Origin of the sequence: Agrobacterium sp. Azo12 (genome assembly GCF_029193765.2) — a bacterium.
GTDB lineage: Bacteria > Pseudomonadota > Alphaproteobacteria > Rhizobiales > Rhizobiaceae > Agrobacterium.
The window spans coordinates 136,968-156,457 of record NZ_JARFYO020000002.1; the positions used below are offsets into that span (position 1 = coordinate 136,968).

At 53.9% G+C, this 19,490-nt stretch carries 17 protein-coding genes; 10 read left to right on the forward strand and 7 right to left on the reverse strand.

The genetic code is table 11. The features are described 5' to 3' along the window. Positions 1 to 3: 3 nt before the first annotated feature. Entirely contained in the window at positions 4 to 828 is an 825-nt protein-coding gene (locus PYL13_RS17130; RefSeq protein ID WP_275642456.1) for a class I fructose-bisphosphate aldolase, read from the reverse strand. A gap of 258 nt (positions 829 to 1,086) precedes the next feature. Between PYL13_RS17130 and PYL13_RS17135 the strand changes: the two genes are divergently transcribed. Together PYL13_RS17135 and PYL13_RS17140 are read left to right on the forward strand one after the other, a co-directional pair. Next, entirely contained in the window at positions 1,087 to 2,292 is a 1,206-nt protein-coding gene (locus tag PYL13_RS17135; RefSeq protein ID WP_275642457.1) for a carboxylate--amine ligase, read from the forward strand. 26 nt (positions 2,293 to 2,318) lie between these two features. After that, a complete protein-coding gene (locus PYL13_RS17140; RefSeq protein ID WP_275642458.1) occupies positions 2,319 to 3,371 on the forward strand; it encodes a polysaccharide deacetylase family protein in 1,053 nt (350 codons plus the stop codon). 18 nt (positions 3,372 to 3,389) lie between these two features. On the opposite strand, the gene PYL13_RS17145 is transcribed toward PYL13_RS17140, so the two are convergent. The 6 genes from PYL13_RS17145 to PYL13_RS17170 all read right to left on the reverse strand — a co-directional run bounded on the left by PYL13_RS17145 (position 3,390) and on the right by PYL13_RS17170 (position 9,712). Beyond that, a complete protein-coding gene (locus PYL13_RS17145) occupies positions 3,390 to 4,466 on the reverse strand; it encodes an ABC transporter ATP-binding protein (RefSeq protein ID WP_275642459.1) in 1,077 nt (358 codons plus the stop codon). 37 nt (positions 4,467 to 4,503) lie between these two features. Beyond that, positions 4,504 to 5,571 carry a Gfo/Idh/MocA family protein gene (locus tag PYL13_RS17150; protein ID WP_275642460.1) on the reverse strand — a complete coding sequence of 356 codons (1,068 nt, stop codon included), beginning with the start codon at positions 5,569 to 5,571 and terminating at the stop codon, positions 4,504 to 4,506. After that, positions 5,564 to 6,577 carry a Gfo/Idh/MocA family protein gene (locus PYL13_RS17155; protein ID WP_275642461.1) on the reverse strand — a complete coding sequence of 338 codons (1,014 nt, stop codon included), beginning with the start codon at positions 6,575 to 6,577 and terminating at the stop codon, positions 5,564 to 5,566. Before PYL13_RS17155 ends, PYL13_RS17150 begins: the two co-directional genes overlap by 8 nt. Before the next feature lie 17 nt (positions 6,578 to 6,594). Continuing rightward, positions 6,595 to 7,470 (reverse strand): carbohydrate ABC transporter permease, encoded by an 876-nt coding sequence (locus tag PYL13_RS17160; RefSeq protein ID WP_275642462.1) that lies wholly within the window; start codon positions 7,468 to 7,470, stop codon positions 6,595 to 6,597. Beyond that, complete coding sequence (locus PYL13_RS17165; protein WP_246787955.1) at positions 7,463 to 8,314, reverse strand: carbohydrate ABC transporter permease; 852 nt, start codon at positions 8,312 to 8,314, stop codon at positions 7,463 to 7,465. Before PYL13_RS17165 ends, PYL13_RS17160 begins: the two co-directional genes overlap by 8 nt. 108 nt (positions 8,315 to 8,422) lie before the next feature. Next, positions 8,423 to 9,712, reverse strand: a complete 1,290-nt coding sequence (locus PYL13_RS17170) for an ABC transporter substrate-binding protein (RefSeq protein ID WP_250985137.1) — start codon at positions 9,710 to 9,712, stop codon at positions 8,423 to 8,425. A gap of 118 nt (positions 9,713 to 9,830) precedes the next feature. Between PYL13_RS17170 and PYL13_RS17175 the strand changes: the two genes are divergently transcribed. The 8 genes from PYL13_RS17175 (at position 9,831) to PYL13_RS17210 (ending at position 19,391) form a co-directional block, all read left to right on the forward strand. Then, complete coding sequence (locus PYL13_RS17175; RefSeq protein ID WP_192489456.1) at positions 9,831 to 10,526, forward strand: TetR/AcrR family transcriptional regulator; 696 nt, start codon at positions 9,831 to 9,833, stop codon at positions 10,524 to 10,526. Between the two features lie 235 nt (positions 10,527 to 10,761). Further along, positions 10,762 to 11,904 (forward strand): Gfo/Idh/MocA family protein, encoded by a 1,143-nt coding sequence (locus PYL13_RS17180; protein WP_275642463.1) that lies wholly within the window; start codon positions 10,762 to 10,764, stop codon positions 11,902 to 11,904. Between the two features lie 11 nt (positions 11,905 to 11,915). Continuing rightward, positions 11,916 to 13,079 carry a dihydrodipicolinate synthase family protein gene (locus PYL13_RS17185; protein WP_275642464.1) on the forward strand — a complete coding sequence of 388 codons (1,164 nt, stop codon included), beginning with the start codon at positions 11,916 to 11,918 and terminating at the stop codon, positions 13,077 to 13,079. 1 nt (position 13,080) lies between these two features. After that, positions 13,081 to 14,526, forward strand: coding sequence for an enolase C-terminal domain-like protein (locus PYL13_RS17190; protein ID WP_275642465.1), 1,446 nt, complete (start codon positions 13,081 to 13,083; stop codon positions 14,524 to 14,526). After that, positions 14,523 to 15,344, forward strand: coding sequence for a sugar phosphate isomerase/epimerase family protein (locus tag PYL13_RS17195; RefSeq protein WP_275642466.1), 822 nt, complete (start codon positions 14,523 to 14,525; stop codon positions 15,342 to 15,344). Before PYL13_RS17190 ends, PYL13_RS17195 begins: the two co-directional genes overlap by 4 nt. 301 nt (positions 15,345 to 15,645) lie before the next feature. Next, positions 15,646 to 16,464 (forward strand): N-formylglutamate amidohydrolase, encoded by an 819-nt coding sequence (locus PYL13_RS17200; RefSeq protein WP_192489320.1) that lies wholly within the window; start codon positions 15,646 to 15,648, stop codon positions 16,462 to 16,464. Next, positions 16,461 to 18,335: a flavohemoglobin expression-modulating QEGLA motif protein gene (locus PYL13_RS17205; RefSeq protein ID WP_275642467.1), complete on the forward strand. Its 1,875-nt coding sequence runs from the start codon at positions 16,461 to 16,463 to the stop codon at positions 18,333 to 18,335. Before PYL13_RS17200 ends, PYL13_RS17205 begins: the two co-directional genes overlap by 4 nt. A gap of 9 nt (positions 18,336 to 18,344) precedes the next feature. Then, complete coding sequence (locus tag PYL13_RS17210) at positions 18,345 to 19,391, forward strand: glutathione synthetase (RefSeq protein WP_275642468.1); 1,047 nt, start codon at positions 18,345 to 18,347, stop codon at positions 19,389 to 19,391. Positions 19,392 to 19,490 lie beyond the last annotated feature (99 nt).

Here is a 19,490-nt window from a genome sequence, read left to right on the forward strand (position 1 = left end):
CGGTTAGCCGAGATGGCGTGCCGCTTCCTCTGCAGTTACACCGTCGTGAACGATAGCCATCAGCGCCTGTGTCATGCCCTTGGGATTGTTGTGCTGGATTACGTTACGACCATAGACAATGCCGCGAGCGCCCTGCTCCATCAGCACCTTGGTGCGTGACAGGATTTCCTGATCACTGACGCGGCCACCGCCACGCACCAGCACGGGAAGCCCCTGCGCAATCTCGATAACGCGGTGATATTCTTCAACGTTGTCGCATGGATCGGCCTTGATGATATCAGCGCCCAATTCAGCAGCCTGGCGTACCAATGGCAGGATTTTATCAATCGCGCCGTCAACCATATAAGCGCCCTTGGAATTGTCCTGCATGACCAGAGGCTCAACCATTAGCGGCATGCCGTAGATTTCGCATTCGCGCTTAAGAATGTTCACATTTCGCACGCAGGCCCGGTAAACCTCAGGCTGGTTCGGCAACATCAGCAGATTGACAACGACGCAGGCCGCATCCAGCACAACGCCCTGTTCGACAGCCCGGTCAATCACTTCTGAAAACAGAACGGATGGCAGCGGATTGCCATAGATATTGGCGATGTCAGTGCGCAGCACCAGAGCCGGACGATCCTTGCCTGGAATAGCCTGAAGAAGGGGTGCCGTGCCCGGCGGAAGCTGAATGGCATCCGGTTTTGCTTCAGCAATCACCTGAATGGCGGTTTTCATGTTTTCAATGCCCGCAAGGAATGTGCGCTCATTGAACATGCCGTGGTCAATTGCCACGTCAAAGCAGTTTCCGGACGTGCCGAAAAGACGATTGAGGCGTGCTGCTTTCATGGTGGTTCCTCCCAATATGGTAACGTTTCCATATTTTGCTATCGGGTTCAAGAGCGAGCGTCAACAAAATTGTGGTAACGTTTCCACATATTGTTTCAGATATTCGAGCATAAGCGATTTGAAGCCGTTGAAACTATTCAGACGGCATTGGTGAGTGTCCCACAGGAATTAAGGGTTTGCTTGCCATTTTGGCGTATCGTTCCAACGTACCAGCCCCGCCTTGCCGTCCTTGTTCGGCGCCCTTTCAGGACCAAAATCTTGCCACGCACAGCCATTTCACCGCAATCGACAGGTGTCGTTATCCTTGGCGGAGCGCACGGAGCCCTGGCATTGGCAAGAAGCCTCGGGCGCTCAGGCATAAAGGTTTATTATATCAGTAATGATTCCCCCCTCACCGGCTGGTCGCGCTTCGTGCAAAAGCAGATCAAATGGCCAGGCGCGGACCATGCGGACGCAACCGGCTTCCTTGTGGATTTTGCTCGTAAACACGCATTGCAAGGTAGTCTTTTGGTGCCGGCCGGCGACGCAGAGGTTTTACTGGTCTCGCAAGAGAAACAGATCCTGCAAGCGGAATACCGCATCATGTTGCCGCAATGGCAAGAGCTGCAATGGCTGTGCGACAAACCTCTTCTCTACAAGCGTGCAGGGGAACTGGGGCTGCAATATCCACGCACCTACGAACTGGCATCCAACGAAGAAGCGCACTTGCTGGCGCCCGCATTTCCAGTGATCTTGAAACCCAATATGGGCGGTGGAAACAGCCGCATCGTCAAGGCAAAAGTCATCAGGGCCGATGACAAGACGACATTTATTGACAGTTTCACCGATGCTGCCGGTGAAATTGGTGCGCACAATGTTGTTGTGCAGGAACTTATCCCTGGCGGTGGTGAAAGCCAGTTTTCCTATGTCGGCTTGTGGCATGATGGAAAAACGGTGGCTGAATTCACGGCGCGCCGCACCCGGCAATATCCCGTCGATTTCGGCTTTACCAGCACCTATGTCGAGGTGGTCAACGAACCTTCACTAATCGAAGCATCGCACAAGCTGCTCTCATCCCTGACATTTAGTGGTCTGGTCGAGATTGAATTCAAACGCCACGCTCTCAACGGCACCCTCAATATTCTCGACGTCAATCCAAGACCCTGGGCCTGGCTCGCACTTTCAGCCGCAGCCGGCGTCGATTTCGGCCCAATGATGTGGAACATCGCCCAAGGACATCAGACACCAGTATCCGCCACCGCAAAGCCCGGAACAGCATGGATTTACGCTGTTCGTGACCTTGCCGCGGCCATGACACTCATCAAACGCGGTAATCTGGATATCGAAACATTCATCCGCTCCTTCGCCAAAGTGCGCGCCGTGGCGGCGTTTGCCTGGAAAGATCCCCTGCCAGGCCTGCTTGACCTGCCGTTAACCGCATGGCGTGTATTGACACACAGAGTGCTCAACCTGTCAAAGAAGTAAAATCGCGAGACAACCGGACCGATCCCATGTTCTCTTTGAAATCCGCAAAGCGCATCCTGAAATATGAGATTATCAGGGCCGGTCTCGAAGTCTCTGCCATCCCCGGTATTCGGGCCTTGTTTCCCAAAGCCGGCGGGCGGGGCCTCATTTTCACCCTGCATCATGTTCGCCCGGATGCACCACCCGCCTTTGGCCCGAACGCTATTCTCTCGGTCACCCCGCAATTCCTGGAGGAGGCGATCAACGCCGCGCTGGAATTAAACCTCACGCCGGTACATTTGCATGATCTGCCAGCCCTGCTGAGCGACCCGACAGATGTCAGGTCATTTGTGGCATTCACGTTGGATGATGGCTATCGCAACAATGCGCAGTTTGCGGCGCCTATCTTCCGCAAATACAAAGTTCCCTACACGATATTCATATCCCCGGGCCTCACACAACGCACGCGTTCCATGTGGTGGGAAACCGCGGAGGCGCTGGTCCGCCAACAGGACAAATTTGACTTTGATTTTGGCCAAGGCACTGAAACCATAATAGCAGCAAGCCTAACGCAAAAATACGATGCGTTTGACCGTCTGGCCGCCTTCGTGCACTCAAATGATGAGGATGTCGCCGTTGCGCGCATTGACGCGGCAGCGCGTCAGTATGGCGTCGATCCGCTCAGCATTGTCGATAATCTCATCATGACAACGGATGAGTTGCGCCAACTGGTAAGCGACGATGCATTTGCGCATATGGGTGCGCATACCATGACACATGTTAATTTGAAACGTGTCGACCAAGCACGATTGGAAAGTGAAATCCGCCAGTCAATTTCGACATTGCACGGCTTTACAGGCGTCAAGCCGCGCTCGTTCTCCTATCCCTACGGCTACAAGTCGGCAACGGGAGAACGCGAAGCGGATGCCGTTCTAAGTGCTGGCATCCCGGTCGCCGTCACCACGCAACCGGGTGTTCTGTCGAACGCCAGTCTTGACACCATGGGACTTCTACCTCGCGTTTCCCTGAATGGGCTTTTCCAAAAAAAACGCTATGTGAAAACACTGGTGTCCGGCATCCCGTTCAAAATTGTAAAATAGACGGGCGACGAAGCGTCCTCATAGCCTGCGTCCATCAGCGCCAAAGATGTGTGTATTTGCAAGCTCAAACGCCAGCGGAATGGTTTCACCAATCCTGATGTGCTTTTGGCCGTCCAGCAGCACCGTCGCAGACTGGCCATCCACTGTATTTGTGTAGACAACGGTTGAACCACCCAAATGCTCGACAAGCTGAATAGCGCCCTGACCAAGGGTGGCGGACTGTGCCTGCGGTTCAACATGTTCGGGCCGCAAACCAAACGTCAGCGGCTCGCCGTCTTGCGCCGCCAATGGTTTTTCAAGCTGTATTTTCTGGCCTGCAACCTCCAAAGTTCGCTTTGAACCATCGTCGGCCGCCAGCTTCGCACTGAGAAAATTCATCTTGGGCGAGCCAATGAAGCCTGCAACGAACTGATTTGCTGGATGGTTATAGAGGTCGAGCGGCTTGCCGACCTGCATGATATGTCCGTCCCGAAGCACAACAATCTTGTCCGCCATGGTCATGGCTTCCACCTGGTCATGCGTCACATAAATCATCGTACTGCCAAGTGTCTGGTGCAGTTTGGCAATTTCAACGCGCATCTGCACGCGCAGTTCGGCATCAAGGTTGGACAGAGGTTCATCGAACAGAAATATCTTGGGTTCGCGCACAATTGCACGCCCAATCGCAACACGCTGACGCTGGCCACCGGAGAGTGCTTTTGGCTTGCGCTGCAACAGCGGACCAATCTGCAGAATATCAGCTGCCTTTTTGACGCGTGCTTCGATTTCCGGCTTCTTGTAACCGGCCGTTTCCAGACCAAAAGCCAGGTTCTTGTAAACACTCATATGCGGGTAGAGCGCATAGGACTGGAACACCATGGCTATGCCACGCTTGGACGCAGCCGTCTCATTCACCCGCTCACCATCAATGCGCAATTCGCCGCCGGAGATTTCTTCCAGCCCGGCAATCATGCGCAGCAGCGTTGACTTGCCACAGCCGGAAGGACCGACAAAAACCGTAAACTCACCCGGCTCAATTTGCAGGTCGATGCCGTGGATGACTGGCAGCGAACCATAACGTTTGACGATTTTTTCCAGTTTAATGCTGCTTGCCATATCGTTTCCTCCCGTCCGGCAGCCTAGATCCAGCCTGTTAAGGCCGCCAGCTCTTGTACTTCGGATGGGCCTGCGTAATCGGCAGGGCAACATCGCTGTTGGTATCGTTTGAATGATAAATCGCCGTCAAAAGCTCCAAGGAGCGGTGCGCGTCATCACTCGTCACCGGTGGGCGTTCTCCTTTTTCAAGCGTCTCATAAAAGGCTGCCATCTGGCCGTTGAACCGTCGACCGATCGGCGGCATTTCTTTGACAAGCTCAGCGATTTTCAAACCGATCTCTTCATTTGCAGGAATGATCTGCCAGGGCCCATCCCCGGGCGAATAGGCAGAATGCACACTTTCGAAGGTGACATTTTCAAATGCGAGCCGAAGACGGCTTATCTCTTCCTGAGACCCCAACGTGCAGGTGGCGGAAACAAGCGCACCATTTTGCATCAGAAGGCTGGCTGAAACACAATCCTCAACCTCAATGGCATTTACCCGCGTTGCCGTGCGCGCAAAAACTCGCTCAACCGGCCCCATGAGATATGTCAGCATGTCATGCAGATGGATTGCGTGGGTCATCAGCACGCCGCCAAGCTCGGTTGCCCAGCGTCCACGCCATGGATTGTCGTAATAATCGGCAGTACGCTTCCAGAAGGTTTCGGCGGTACCAGCATAAGGTTTACCTGCCAAACCGTTTTCAATGATGTGACGTGCCTGCGCGACACCTTCACCATATCGATACTGGAAAATCGGCATGAGAAGGCCTTTTGCGGTCTGTTCGGCACGCCTTACTTCATCCACTTCCGCCAATGATCCTGTCAAAGGCTTTTCGCAAACGACATGTTTTCCTGCGGCAAGCGCCTGCAGGATGAGCTTAGTATGCGTGGCGGGCGGCGTGCAGATATCGATGATGTCGATATCTGCCATAGCCATCACCTCATCCGACAGGCGTGTCCGCTTTTTGACACCGAACTCGTCAGCGACCGCATTCAGCCTGACCTCATCGAGATCACACAACACAGCAACCTCATATTTGTCGGCATGCGGAAAATATCCCTCTTCCATATGCGACTTGCCGATACCGCAGCCGATAATGCCGACCTTATAACGCTTAGCCATGGATTTTATCCTCCGCCAGCTTCTGGGCCTTCAGGGCAATTTCCATCGCCGCGTAACAACGGGCCTGCGGCATCGCTGTTTCTGTACGGTTGCGGATATCGGCAAGCAGTTGCGCTCCATAGGGAAGCTGCACATGGGAGCAATCGATGTATTGAACACCCTTTTTGTCGCTGAGGAACAGGTGATTGCCACCTTTACGACCAGCAACGTCAATATTTTTGCGCAGTTCGATTGCGCCTTCCGTTCCAGTGATAAACAGACGACCATCACCCCAGCTCGGCAACCCTTCGGGTGTGAACCAGTCTACTCGGATAAAGCCATCGGCATCAGCAGTCGAAAGATGGATGTCACCGCTATCCTGCAAGCCGGGAAACTGCGAATTGGCACGGTTTGAAACCGTTGCAGACAGGATGTCGGCCGCATCTGACCCGGTGAAAAACAGGAACTGTTCGCACTGGTGTGACGCTATATCAACCAGAATACCGCCATATCGCTCGCGTTTGAAAAACCACTCGGGTCGGGTCGGTGCGCGCAAACGATGTGGCCCAAAACCGGCCGTCGACACCACTTTGCCAATTGCACCGTCAGCAATCAATTCACCCGCTTTGACGGTCGCCCGATTTTCGAAATGCTCTGAGTAGAGAATAGAGAAAATACGGCCAGTTTCTTCCTGAACGCGTTTTACCTCGGCAAGTTGTTCAAGCGTGGTCATTCCAGGTTTATCAACCATCACATCCTTGCCCGCCTTCATGGCCTCGATGGCGATGCCGGCACGCTCATCGGGGATGGCAGCGCTGATAATCAGGTCGATGGTTTCGTCTTCAATAAGGCGGCGCTTTTCATCAAATCGCTGTGCGCCGGGGAATTTCGCGCTGTAGGCCTGGGACAAGTCGTCTTCCACTGCATGGAAACCGACAAACTCAGCGCCCGCATCCAGCAGGCAGCGGGTTTGCCCGGTAATGTGGTCGTGGTTGATGCCTATGGCTGCAAATCGAACAGGTTTCATGGGTATGCCTTGGCGTTTCAGCGTTTCATGCCGGTTGTTGCGATGCCTTCGATCAGAAGGCGCTGGAAAAACAGGAAGAAGAGGAAAACAGGTATCAGCGACAGGTTGGACATGGCGAACAAGGCTGTCCAGTCGGAGCTACCGGTGGAGTCGATGAAGGAGCGCAGACCAAGCTGCACCGTGTAGGTATTGATATCGTTCAGATAAATCAGCGGCCCGAAGAAATCGTCCCAGGTCCAGATGAAAGAAAAGATCGCGGCAGTGGCTAGGACCGGCAAAGACAAGGGCAGCATGATCTTCCAGTAGATACGGAAGGGGCTGCATCCATCCATCACCGCAGCCTCGTCCAATTCTCTTGGAATACCCCGGAAGAACTGCACCATTAGAAAGATGAAGAAGGCATCGGTCGCCAGATATTTTGGCACAATCAACGGCAGTGATGTATTGACCCAGCCAAGCTCCAAAAACATGATGTACTGCGGGATGAGCACCACGTGATAGGGTAGCATCAATGTGCCCAGCATCAAGGCAAACCAGAAATTGCGCCCACCAAACCGCAGTCTCGCAAAGGCGAAGGCCGCCAGCGAACATCCGACCACATTGCCTATGGTTGCCAGCACGGCGATGAAAAACGAGTTCCAGAAGAACTGGCCGAAACTGACCTGCAAACCTGTCCAGCCACGGATATAACCGCCGAGATCAAGTGCAGATGGAATAAGCGATGAGGAACCGAACAATTCCTCCTGCGGTCGGAACGAGCCGGAGATCATCCACAAGATGGGATAAAGCATGCCGATCGAACTGATGATCAGGGCCGCATGCAACAAGGTGGAGCGAAGCGGCGAACGTTGAACTTCGGTTCCCGGACGTGGAGCGGTAACAGCGTCAGTCATCGTAATGCACCCAGTAACGTGCGCTGAGGAAGGAGAAGGCTGTGAACAAAGAAATGATGACAACCAGGATCCATGCCAAAGCGGAGGCGTATCCCATACGGAAGAACCCAAAGGCTTCCTGATAGAGATACAATGTGTAGAACAATGTCGAATTGATCGGTCCGCCGGTACCCTCGGAGATGATGAAGGCTGGCGTAAATGCCTTGAAGGCGTCGATTGTCTGGATCACCGCATTGAAGAAAATCACTGGCGTCAGCAACGGCAACGTAATGCGGAAAAATTGACGTGTTTTGCTGGCACCGTCCATTTCGGCGGCTTCATACATATCCTGCGGGATCTGGCGAAGGCCGGCCAGGAAGATGATCATCGGCGAGCCGAACTGCCAAACAGACAGGATAACCAGCGTGTAGAGCGAATAATCCGGGTTGGAGACCCAGCTTGGTCCCTCGTAACCGAACAGTTGCCACAGAACCATGTTAACGAGACCGTCGGAGGCAAACAGCTGACGCCACAACACGGCTATTGCCACGCTGGAACCGAGAAGCGACGGCAGGTAGAAGATAGCACGATAGAGCGTCAGCCCCTTGATGCCGCGATTGAACGCCATCGCAACCAGCAGGGCGAAAGCCAGCTTCAGCGGCACTGACAGCAGAACATACGTAAAGGTCACCTTCATCGCTGCGGCAAATTTCGGATCGGCCGTTGCAATGCGCACATAGTTGGATGCCCCCACCCAGTCGGGCGATTGCAGCAAATCGTAATTGGTGAATGACAGGTAGAGCGAGGCCAATGCAGGGCCCAGCGTCAGGCCGAAAAAGCCGATCAGCCATGGCAGCAGAAACATATAGGCGTGGAAGTTGCGATCAAAAACACGACGCAAACCGCCCCGTTTTGGGAGAGCCGTTTCACGGCCCTCCCTCGCAAGAATGTCAGACTGCATGGTCATTTGCGATTACTTCCGCTTCAGAACAGCTTCAGCTTCTGTGACAAGGCGCTCACCGCCCTGCTCCGGTGTCATTTTCCCAAACGATACTTCCTGGCTGGTGCGGGTCAGTACGAACGCCAGTTCACCGGCGCCAGGTGGTGGTGCAGGCGGCAAGTCACCGACATCAGGGGTAATGTCGGCGATATATTTCACCATTGCCTGACTGACGTCGTTCAGCTTTGGACCCAACTGGCTACGCATGGCTTCCGATGCTGGCACGCCGCGTTCCACACCCAGGATATCAACGCCTTCCGGCTCCGATACGAGGAAGTTGATAAATTCAACCGCCGCCTCAGCACCCGCACTGCCATTGGCAACGCTCATCAGCATGGACGGCTTGAGATAGTGACCGGATGGCGAATCCTTGGAAACCTTTGGATAGGAGGTCAACGACAGCTTGGCCTTGTTGAGCGCCTGGTAACCGACAAACTGGTTGGAGTGGGCAAAAGCCGTCGCCGACTTGCCCGTGGTCAACGGGTTCGTTTCGATGTTCAGCTGATCAAGAGCCTGGATATCTGCGGGCACACAGGCGCCAGCTTCACGCATCTTGGCCCACATCGTAAACCACTTGGCAGCATCGCTGGCATCGTATCCCAGACCGCCTTCCGGCGTGAAGAGTGACTTGCCGTTCTGGCGCAGCCAGTTTTCATAACTGGGCTCAAGACCACTGGAGTCAGCCGTTGCAAAATAACCGGGCTTTGGTTTGTTCTTGCCGAAGATCGTCGCATTTTCTGCAAACTCTTCCCATGTCTGGCCAGCTGATGGTGGCGTTGCCTTGGCTTTCTCCCAGGCTGCGGCATCAAAGAACATAACGCTGGAATTCACACCGAGATTGACACCGTAAAGCTTGCCATCCACTCGGCCGGAATCGATGTTCATCTTGCCGAAATCATCAATTTTCAGCGCCTTGCCAATATAATCATCAAGTGGCGCCAGCGCGCCGCGGCGCGCATATTCAAAGATATAACGGTAATCCATCTGAATCAGGTCTGGAGCATTGCGCCCGGCAACCTGTGTCGCAAGGCGTGGCCAGTAATCACTCCAGCCTGCGAATTCTCCCGCAATCGCAAGGTCGGGCTTTACCGCCTTATAAGCCTCAATGGCCTTGTTGGTACGGTCAGCTCGCTCCTGCGAACCCCACCATAACATGCGAAGGCGCGCAGCCTGCGCATTGGCAGAACCACCGCCAAGAGTTGCGAGAGTTAAGGCCGCAAGGCCTCCCGAAAGCACAGTGCGCCTGTGAAGCGTCATGGACATTGGCAACTCCTCCCATATTGAATGCCAATTGATGATGCTCGAGAACAGCTATTGCTGTTTTATAACTAATTGGTTACATGGGAACACTGATCGAACGCATTGTCAAGCGGGTGTCGTGATGGATAAAACAAATACGAATAACAATATTGATCCGGACACAAACGAGAGCGTGAAGCCTGTTCGCAAACGCGCGTCTACGCAACAGCGCAATCCGGAACGGACACGTGCGGCCATTCTAGAGGCAGCCCGTCGCGAGGTCGCAGCGAAGGGGCTGGCCGGAGCACGGATTGATGTTGTGGCGCGCAGGGCCGGCACCAACAAACGCATGATTTATCACTATTTTGGTGACAAGGATGCGCTCTATCTTGCGGTCCTTGAAGACGCCTATCACCACATTCGCCACGCAGAACACAGACTGGACCTGACCCACAAGGCCCCGTCTGCAGGCTTAAAAGAACTCGCGCTTTTTACCTGGCATTACTTTCTGGATCACCCGGAATTTCTCAGCATTCTGGCAACTGAGAACCTCAATCAGGCCCGCTATCTCAGGCAATCCACAACAATTACCGAGATGCATTCCAACTTTATCTCGGAACTGGAAAACGTGCTGAAGCGCGGCGCTGAAAGCGGTGAATTCCGAGCAGGCCTTGATCCAGTCGACGTTTATCTGACCATCGCGTCACTCGGCTTTTTTTACCTGTCGAACCGCTACACGCTTTCCACAATTTTCCAGCGGGACCTTGCCGCACCGGCAGAACTCGATCGATGGGGACAGCATATTGTCGATACCGTGCTGGCCAGCATAAGACCCTGAAGCCACCATCTATGCAGATACATCTGATGCCTTGAAGGCGCGCGCGCCGCTGCGTACCCGTCTTTTCATGCATCACCCATGCCGCATCGCTGCACAGGAAAATGGCGCCTCCACATTTTGAAAAACATCTTGACAGAACAGGTCTTTCAAATTCACAAATAACCAAATGGTTACAAACGGCCATTGTCTTAGGAGACACCGCCTTTGGGAGAAGGTGGTCATGGGAGGAAATATCATGAAACGTATTGGCGTCATCATGCATGGCATTACTGGCCGCATGGGTTACAACCAGCACCTTGTGCGTTCTGTTCTTGCCATTCGTGATCAGGGCGGCGTCACACTGAAAAGTGGCGAACGGGTTATGCTTGATCCGATTCTCGTCGGGAGAAATGGCGAAAAAATCGAGGCTATTGCCAAGAAGCATAACATTGCGCGCTGGACGACGGATATCGACGCCGCATTGGCCAACCCGGACGACACGCTGTTTTTTGACGCGGGCACGACCCAGATGCGCGGCAGCCTGCTAACGAAGGCCATCAAGGCGGGCAAGAATGTCTATTGCGAAAAACCGATTTCCGACAACATGGAAGAAGCGATTGCAGTTGCGCGCCTTGCTGAAAGCTCGGGCATCAAACATGGCGTTGTACAAGACAAGCTGTTCCTGCCGGGCCTACGCAAATTGGCAATGCTGCGTGACAGCGGCTTCTTCGGCAAAATCCTCTCGGTTCGTGGCGAGTTCGGCTATTGGGTGTTTGAAGGTGACTGGCAGCCCGCGCAACGTCCGTCTTGGAATTATCGCCTGAAGGATGGCGGCGGCATTATTCTCGATATGCTGTGCCATTGGCGCTACGTGCTCGACAATCTGTTTGGTGAAGTCAAAGCGGTAAGCTGCCTTGGTGCAACCCACATCCCCCAGCGTTTCGATGAACAAGGTCGTCCTTACGTTGCTGACGCCGATGACGCAGCCTATGCAACATTTGAACTGGAAGGGGGCGTTATCGCTCATATCAATTCGTCATGGGCAGTTCGCGTTCGTCGCGACGATCTCGTGACCTTTCAGGTGGATGGCACCCATGGCTCCGCCGTGGCCGGCCTGACGAAATGCTGGACACAGCATCGCACCAACACTCCGAAACCGGTCTGGAACCCGGACCAGCCGCAGACAATCGATTTTTACAAGACATGGCAGGAAGTACCTGACAACACCGTGTATGACAACGGTTTCAAGGCCCAATGGGAAATGTTCGTTCGACATCTGGTTGACAATGATCCTTGGCCATACGGCCTGATCGAAGGCGTCAAGGGCGTACAGCTGGCAGAACTAGGGCTAAAATCCTGGAAGGAACGCCGCTGGCTCGATGTTCCGACCATTTCCTGAGGGAGGCGACAATGATCGAACTCAAGCTACCGAAAGATGATCGCTCGATCGAGCTTTACACACTGAGTGGTACACCTATAGCGCTTGAAAAGCGCAGTGCCGCAGATTTTAACCGCGTGGCCTTTGCAGCCGCCCATGTTGTCGCAGACCCATTTGCGGAAAACGATCCATGGCTGACCCCGGCCATTGACTGGGAAGGCACGCTGCACTTCCGCCACCGGCTTTGGGATTTGGGGCTCGGTGTTGCCGAAGCCATGGATACGGCCCAGCGTGGTATGGGGCTAGCATGGCCACAGGCGCAGGAACTGATTTCCCGCTCTCTGAAGGAAGCTGCAAGTCGCAAGGACGCACTGATCGCCTGCGGCGTCGGTACTGATCATCTGATCGGCACCGATTACAGCCTCGATGCGATTGTTGACGCCTATCTTGAACAGCTGGATTTCGTGCAAGGCGAAGGTGGACAGGTCATCTTGATGGCAAGTCGCGCATTGGCGGCAGCAGCAAAATCACCTGACGATTATCTCGAAACCTATGCACGCGTTCTCGCACAGGCAAAAGAAAAGGTTATCATCCACTGGCTGGGTGAAATGTTCGATCCCGTGCTGGAAGGTTATTGGGGATCAGGCGATCATATGGCGGCGATGGATACCTGCCTTGCAATGATTTCTGCCAATGCCGACAAGATCGACGGCATCAAGATTTCTCTTCTTTCCAAGGAAAAGGAAATACTGATGCGTCGCCGACTGCCATCTGGCGTGCGCATGTATACCGGCGACGACTTCAATTACGCCGAACTCATTGCCGGTGATGAGCACGGACATTCCGACGCGTTGCTTGGCATTTTTGATTCCATCGCGCCCGCCGCGTCCAAGGCACTCGCCAGTCTGAAACGTGGTGCCAACAATGAATTCTTCGACATTCTGGAGCCAACCGTTGCGTTGTCTCGCCATATATTCAAGGCCCCGACCCGTTTTTATAAAACTGGCGTTGTCTTCCTTGCTTACCTCAATGGACTACAAAACCATTTCACCATGATTGGTGGACAGGAAAGCACCCGTTCGACCCAACATTTTGCAGAGCTTTTCCGATTGGCTGACAAGGCCAATGTCCTGGCCGACCCGGATGAAGCCACACATCGCATGAAAGCATTTCTCGCTGTTCGAGGTGTCAATTGAGATGTCCGAAACACCTGTCTTGAAAATCAAGGACGCCGCAATTTACGAACGGCGTCTAGCCATGCGGGTGCCGTTTCGTTTTGGTGCGGCAACCGTGACCGAAGCAACGCAGGCTTTTCTTTCGCTGACGATTGAGGACAGCAAGGGACGCATAGCGGAAGGTTATGCAGCCGAGCTAATGGTGCCCAAATGGTTCGACAAGAACCCGGACCTTGGAAATGCGGAGAACGAAGATCAACTGCGCCAATCGCTGCATATGGCGGTCGCACTTGCTAGAACGGCAGAGCCTGCAACGGCTTTTGAGCTTCACGCGAGGATGGAGCCTCAGCATCACAATGATGCGGCAAAGCGCGGTTTTAATGGCCTGATCACATCATTTGGACTTGCTCTTGTCGATCGTGCCATTCTCGACGCACTTTGCAGGCTCAATGATCTGTCCGTTACAGACGCAATCCGCATAAACCTGCCCGGCATCAATGCATCGACCACGCCCGATCTTGCAGCATTTGATATAAGCGTTTTCCTCGAAGGTTTGAAACCACAACCAAGCCTCTTTCTGCGTCATACGGTCGGCTACATAGATGCACTGCGACCTGATGACATTAAGGGGCACCGCCTCAATGATGGCTTGCCGGAATGCCTGGAAGAAGAAATCGCGACCTACGGCTTACGCTATTTCAAGCTCAAGGTATCGGGACGACCAAAAGAAGACACTGAAAGACTGAAAGCCATAGCAGCAGTTCTGGCGACGCTGCCAGACTATCAGGTGACACTTGATGGTAACGAACAGTTCGCAGATGAAGACAGTGTGCTTGATCTCTTGGCGCAGATTGACGCTGAACCGGCACTTGCACAGTTGCGACGCTCCCTGCTGTTCATCGAACAGCCGATAGCCAGACATAATGCTTTCAATCAATCCGTATCCCGCCTTGCCGGCAAGGTGCCGGTTGAAATTGATGAATCGGATGGCACACCGGACGCCTTTCTGTTGGCGAAAGCGCAGGGGTATCGCGGCATCTCATCGAAATCATGCAAGGGCTTTTACCGTTCGGTTCTGAACGCCATGCGAATTTCAAAATGGAATGGCGAAAATAGCGGCGGTTACTTCATGTCGGCGGAAGATCTGACCACGCAGGCTGGCATTGCAGTTCAGCAGGATTTGGCGTTGGCCGCCCTGCTCGGTCTTGGCCACATCGAGCGAAACGGTCACCACTATGTTAGCGGCATGGCCGGAGCAACAGACGGTGAAAACCATGCCTGGCTGAGTGCGCATCCGGATCTCTACCGTAATGCAGGCGACGGTCGAGCCAAACTCAGTGCCGTCAACGGCCAGATTTCTTTGGCGACAGCTATCGCGGCCAAGGGACTTGGGGTCGATGCCGATGCGGCGAAAGCCACATTCAGCGCTTTGCAAGCATCTTCGTCAGATCAGGAGAGAACATCATGACCATCGACGGTCTTTCGATCAATTTTGCGACGATCAAACAGGGTGGTTCATTCGGTGCACTGATCGATGCCTGCCTTGCCCACGGCATCACCACCATTTCTCCCTGGCGCGATCAGGTTCACGGTGTTGGCCTGAAAGAGGCCGCCACAATCATCGAACAAAATGGCATACGTCTCAGCGGCCATTGTCGCGGTGGTTTTTTCCCCGCACCGGACGAGACCGGACGACAAAAAGCGCTCGAAGATAACCGTCGCGCAGTGGATGAGGCCGCCGCCATGAACGCCGATTGCCTAGTCATGGTCGTTGGCGGATTACCACAGGGCTCTCGCGACATTGTAGGAGCAAGACAAATGGTTGAGGATGGCATGGCGGCACTTTTGCCCTATGCCCGTGCGGCCGGCGTTCCGCTGGCCATCGAGCCTCTTCATCCGTTTTACGCCGCAGATCGCGCATGTTTCAACACACTCAAGCAGTCGCTCGACCTTTGTGACAGGCTAGGAGACGGCACAGGTGTCGCCATTGATGTTTATCATGTGTGGTGGGATCCCGACCTTCAAGAACAGGTGGCGCGCGCTGGCCGCAACGGTCAAATTCTGGCGCATCATATCTGCGACTGGCTTGTCCCGACGACGGACCCGCTTAATGATCGCGGCATGATGGGAGATGGCGTCATCGACCTGAAAGGCTTCCGGCGCATGGTAGAAGCTGCCGGTTTCCATGGCCCCCAAGAGGTGGAGATTTTCTCGCACCGCTGGCTGGCCCATCCAGTCGACGAGGTATTGTCGACCATCGTCCAGCGCTACCAAACCGTTTGCTAATGCATATCGGACGAAAGCAAGGGTAGCACCTAACGTTGGGTCTGCTTGCCACATTGCGTTTAATATCGACTAGAGCCGCATTGATGGTGCGAGTATGTAAAGCGGCCGTAAAATGCATCAGCCGCCGACATAAAAACCGGCAACGCCCCACCAGTCTTTTCCATCGGCCAATCGCCTTTGCCGCGCTGCCTGTCCCTTCTCTAAAACCAGAAATTGCTGTCTTGGGACACTCTTCAAGGGAACAAACAGGCCTGACCAATCATTTCCCAATCCTGAAAACATAAGCAAGGATTGGGACAGCATGCGTATCAACGACGGCTTCGAAAAGACAGCTACGGGGAAACTCTGGACGCTGGAATTTGCCGACAGCCCCGTTATTGCCACTGCCATACATGACGGACATGCCGTGCGCGCTGACATCAGCGATATCATGGCACTTTCGGCTGATCAAAGGCTGCGAGAAGAAGATCCGTTTACCGGCGAGATTATTCGCGACGTCCAGAACCGCATCATAGTCCATCACTCGCGTTTTGAAACCGATCTCAACCGCGCCAAACCGGATGCGGTCTACAGCAGACCCGAACAATCCTGGGGCCTTGAGGTTTGGAAACGGCCCCTTTCCTCTGACGAAGTTGAACAATCCCTTTCATTTCATGATGACTATTACGCTACGCTCGAAACCGTGTTGAAGCGTATGGAAAAGCGGCACGGCCAGTTCATCGTACTGGATGTCCATAGCTACAACCATCGCCGCGGTGGAGCAGATGTTGCCCCTACACCGCAAGCTGAGGCCCCTGATATCAACATCGGAACATGGTCGATGGATACGCAGCGCTGGAGCAGTGTTGTAACGGCACTCGGACAGCTTTTTGCGTCACGCCGGATAAAAGGCCGTCTTTTGGACGTCCGCGAAAATGTGGCATTTCAGGGCAAGGGTGAGCAGACCCGTTTCATTCACGAGCGATTTCCGCAAACCGGTTGCGCAATAGCAGTCGAATTCAAAAAAATCTTCATGGATGAATGGACAGGCGAGCCAGATCAGCAGGCGATTACCGAGTTGAGAGAACTTGTATCAGCGGGCGCCAAGATGCTTGAGAGCTTGGTTCGGGATGCCAGATGAGCGTTGTTCCTCTGATCAGTACAACAGCGAATGACGAACTGCTGGATGATGTCGTCAACTGCCTTCAGGCGGGCACCCCGGTTCGCCGAGATATCGGCACGGCAGGGCGTTTGCATATCGACCGGCCATTGCCATTCCTGTGTGTTCACATTGCAGGCGGTACAAAGGACCTAGCTGCCCGCGATGTCGTCGCGGCAAATGCATCTTATCTTATTGCCAATACACTGAATGAAGCCGCCCCGCTTATCAGGGCAGTTGGCAACGCCATGCGAAAGACCTTTGGCGCCTTCATGCTGCTGGATGTCGGCGAACTCGAACATGACATCCTTCTAGCCGATGACTCGCCATATCTTCCACATTTCAATGTCTCTGTCTCAGCGAGCAACGGGCCTGAAATACAAATCGCCATGGAGGCGTTCATCAAGGCTGTCTGCGATGCAGAGGTCATGTTCCGAATACCGCGTATTACAGCGCCGCGTCCAGAAGACGACCCGCAGCTTAAATTGCGCAAAGCTGGCATCGATTTTCCCAGTATCACCGTGCGTTATGCACCAATCTATCGACAACCCGAATCCGGTGCTTTTTATCCAGACCTGCGGGAACGTCTGATCTCCAACATTTCCGATGCAGGGTTACAGGCTTTAGCGGCCTATAGCAGCAAGACCGGAGCGCTCGAAACTGCTTCACACCGCGCACTTGGCCGTAAAGCTTTCGTCGACGCTGTGCGTCGTGCAGATCGCGCTATGGACGAGATCGTTTCTTCTTTCGACTTTCTACTCGCCGTCACGCCCATCAATGCCGGTCAGGCATTCAAGGATTTTGAGAAAAGCGATTTTGAGCGTGAGCCAAAGTTCCTCTACCGTCCATTGGGCGTGGACGTGGAAGCACAAAAACGAAAACTCTATTCTATCGCTTTCGAACATCTGGAAGATCCGGTTCTTTATCGTCTTTACAGAGAAAAGCAGCAGGAGACAGACCTGCAACTGACGATGTTACGATCGTTGAACACCCACCGTTTCACGGATTTCAGCCGCGCCCTTTACGGTCCGGTTGAGGACAGCCTGCTCTCTCTTGCCAAAGATGTGCTTGCACATTGCAAACTGGACGACGATGCAAGCGAGATCGCCATGGCAGATTGTTATGAAGTGGCTCAAAAGTCCCGTGACATGGTGGCGGCATATCATGATGTTTCACCCGAGTTTTCGGCGAGGGTTGAAATACGGGACGACTTGCCACCCGGCCTTATGGTCACCGGCAGCAAGTTGCTTGTCTCACGCCATACATTGATGGAACGGCGACGGATCGATGCCCTTCTTTCCCACGAAATCGGCGTGCATCTTTTAACATACTTCAACGGCTCCTCGCAGGGCCTGCGAGTGTTCAGAAATGGCCTTTCCGGCTACGAAGGTGTTCAGGAAGGGCTGGCCGTGCTGGCTGAATATCTCACCGGCGGCATGACCCGCGAACGCTTGCGCCTGATTGCAGCGCGGGTCGTTGCCTGCGCAGCCATGCTTGACGGCGCATCATTTACCGAAACATTTCACCTGATGACCAAAACCCACGGACTTAGTGCTGCGGGTGCTTTCAACCTGACACTGAGGATTTATCGCGGTGGTGGCTTGAGCAAGGATGCGATCTATCTTCGCGGTCTGGCCCAGGTGGTCTTTCATCTGCGCGATGGCGGATCACTTGACCCATTCTGGATGGGCAAAATTGCTGCCGATCATTTTCCCATTATGCAGGAATTGGCACAACGTGGCCTCCTGCGCTCACCAAATATTTATCCGGCATTTCTCGCTGACGTCAGCGCAAAAAAGCGACTGGAAGACATCAGCAAGGGATTGCCAATATCGGACATGGCAAATCTTTAGGAGGGACATATGCGTATTGCATTTTTCGTAAATTCCATCGAGTCAGAAGGCCCACAGTTTGCAACCGCACTGATGGCTATGGCAGCACTCAATCGCGGGCATGAGGTCGTATACCTCTGCCCCGGCGATTTCAGCCTGCGTGATGACGACAGCCTCGCTGTTCATGCAGCAGTGTTGCCCCACGCTAAATATAAGAAGCCGGAAACCTTCCATGCCGCTTTGCAGGACAAGGCTCTGGAACGCAAGACATTCGATGTTAGCGAAATCGATGCATTGATGTTGCGCAACGACCCGTCGCTTGACCTGACAGCCCGCCCTTGGGCAGTTCATGCCGGTGTGCTGTTCGGACGAATGGCGGCAGAACGCGGTGTGGTTGTCCTCAACGATCCCGAGGGACTGACAAAGGCCCAGAACAAGCTCTATTTTCAAAGCTTTCCGGAAATTGTGCGCCCTACCACACTGATCACCCGTAATCCGGATGAACTGCGCAGCTTTGTGGAACAGCATCCCAAAGGGGTTGTTGTAAAGCCTTTACAGGGATCAGGCGGAAAGAACGTATTTAAAATCAGCTCCAGCAAGGAAGCCAACCTTAACCAGATTTTCGAAGCTATCAGCGTCGAAGGCTATTTGATTGCGCAGGCATATCTGCCAGCTGCGACCGAAGGTGACGTTCGGTTTTTCATGATGAATGGCAGGCCACTTGTCCATAATGGCGTGCATGCGGCGCTGAGACGCGTCCCTGCCAAGGGCGATCTGCGTTCCAACATTCATGCAAAGGGGACTGCGGAGGCCGTAAAAATCAATGACGACATTCTGGCGCTTGCAGAGGTCATGCGTCCCAAACTGATTGAGGACGGAATGTTCCTTGTCGGTCTCGATATTGTCGGTGACAAGATATTGGAAGTGAATGTTTTTTCGCCGGGCGGCCTATGGAATATCAAAGAATTGAGCGGTGTAGACTTCAGCGACACAATCATTCAAGCGGTAGAGCAAAAAGTGACCATGCAGAAAGCAGCCAGCAAACCGATCTGCAACCGCATCCTGGCGGCCATCTAAAACACTTCGCAGAAAAAATGCCCGGCAAAAATGCCGGGCAAGTGGGGAGGAGTTGGGCTGATGCCCCGGGACACGGGCCGCAATGGAGGTGCGGCCCGA